Source organism: Gryllotalpicola sp. CP2-P1, from assembly GCF_057512245.1.
In genome coordinates this window covers 1-1,887 of sequence record NZ_JBLRDT010000333.1, presented here as the reverse complement: position 1 = coordinate 1,887, position 1,887 = coordinate 1, and the positions used below count along the sequence as shown (strand labels likewise).

The 1,887-nt window shown below is 73.3% G+C and carries 3 protein-coding genes; all 3 read left to right on the top strand.

Annotated elements, in window-relative coordinates; all coding sequences use genetic code 11:
- On the top strand, window positions 1-629 hold a 629-nt coding region (locus ACM2XV_RS14910), incomplete at its 5' end, for a TatD family hydrolase (protein ID WP_487027503.1).
- The gene (gene rsmA / locus ACM2XV_RS14905) at window positions 626-1,483 is read left to right on the top strand and encodes a 16S rRNA (adenine(1518)-N(6)/adenine(1519)-N(6))-dimethyltransferase RsmA (protein ID WP_487027502.1); all 858 of its coding nucleotides are present in this window, start codon (window positions 626-628) and stop codon (window positions 1,481-1,483) included. The genes ACM2XV_RS14910 and rsmA, both read left to right, overlap by 4 nt.
- 82 nt (window positions 1,484-1,565) lie before the next feature.
- The coding region (locus tag ACM2XV_RS14900) for a GHMP family kinase ATP-binding protein (RefSeq protein WP_487027504.1) at window positions 1,566-1,887 on the top strand (322 nt) is incomplete at its 3' end.

Genomic DNA, 1,887 nt, shown 5'->3' with positions numbered 1-1,887 from the left:
CCGAGCTCGCGGCATCCGGCGCCCTCGACGACGCCCTAGCGACGATCGACGAGCTCGCCGCTCGCCCGCGCGTGCGCGCCGTCGGCGAGACCGGGCTCGACTTCTTCCGCACCGACGAGCCGGGCCGCGCAGCGCAGTTCCAGAGCTTCGAGGCGCACATCGACATCGCGAAGCGGCACGGTCTCGCTCTGCAGATCCACGACCGCGACGCCCACGACGAGGTGGTCGCGACGCTGCTGCGGGTCGGGGCGCCCCGGCGCACCGTGTTCCACTGCTTCTCGGGCGATGCGCGACTGGCGCGGCTGGCGGCGGAGCACGGCTGGGTGCTCTCGTTCGCGGGCACCGTCACGTTCAAGAACGCGCCCGCACTGCGTGAGGCGCTCGCCGTCGTGCCGCGCGATCTGATCACGGTCGAGACGGATGCCCCGTACCTGACGCCCACGCCCTATCGCGGCCGCCCGAACGCCCCCTATCTGGTGCCCCACACGGTGCGCCTCATGGCCGAGACGCTCGGCATGCCCGTCGACGAGCTCGCCGCGCAGCTCGCGGCCAACGCCGAGACGGTCTACGGCTCGTGGGACGCAGAGCTCGAGGCGCTCGTGGGCGACGGCGCGGGGGCCGGCGCGTGAGCCAGGGACTGCTCGGCCCGGCAGAGGTGCGCGACCTCGCCGAGCTGCTCGACGTGACCCCGACCAAGAAGCTCGGCCAGAACTTCGTCCACGACGCGAACACCGTGCGCCGCATCGTCCGCGTCGGCGAGGTGCAGGCGGGCGACACGGTCGTCGAGGTCGGCCCGGGGCTCGGGTCGCTGACGCTCGGGCTGCTCGAGGCCGGGGCGAACGTCGTCGCCGTCGAGATCGACGGCCGGCTCGCCGCGCAGCTGCCGCACACGGTCGAGGCGCAGCTCGGGGCGGATGCGGCCGCGAGGCTCACGGTCCTGCACCAGGACGCGCTGACCGTCGACGCGCTGCCGGGGGAGCCGACCCGCCTCGTGGCGAACCTGCCGTACAACGTCTCGGTGCCGGTGCTGCTGCACCTGCTCGAGAGGGTGCCGTCGCTGCGCTCCGGCGTCGTGATGGTGCAGGCCGAGGTGGGCGAGCGCATCGCCGCCGCCCCCGGCTCGAAGGTCTACGGCGCGCCGAGCGCGAAGGCCGCCTGGTACGGCCGTTGGCGCACCGCGGGCAATGTCAGCCGGCAGGTGTTCTGGCCGGTGCCGAACGTCGACTCGATTCTCGTTGCCTTCGAGAAGGGCGAGGCGCCGGGCGACGAGGCGCTGCGCCGCCGCACCTTCGCCGTCGTCGACGCCGCCTTCCAGCAGCGGCGGAAGATGCTGCGCCAGTCGCTCTCCGGCGTGTTCGGGGGTTCGGCCGAGGCATCCGCCGCCCTGGAAGCGGCAGGCAGCCCGCCGACCGCCCGCGGCGAGGAGCTCGATGTGGCGGCGTTCATCGCGATCGCGCGGGGGCTGGGGGTGACGCGTGACTGAGGCGACTGAGACCGGGCGGGACGCGCGCGTGCACGTGCGCGCGCCCGGCAAGATCAACGTCTATCTCGGCGTCGGCGAGGTGATGGCCGACGGCTACCACGAGGTCGCGACGGCATATCAGGCGGTGAGCCTGTACGAAGAGGTGTACGCGAGCGAGTCGTCCGACTTCAGCGTCTCGTTCCGCGGACCCATCGACTGCTCAGGGCTGCCGGTCGACGAGACGAACCTCGCGCTGCGCGCGGCGCGGCTGCTCGCGACGCACGTGGGCTATGCGGGGGGCGTGCGCCTCGAGATCGAGAAGCACGTTCCGATCGCGGGCGGCATGGGCGGTGGGTCGGCGGATGCCGCGGCCGCACTGGTCGCGTGCGATGCGCTCTGGGGCACGGCGGTTCCGCGAGACGAGC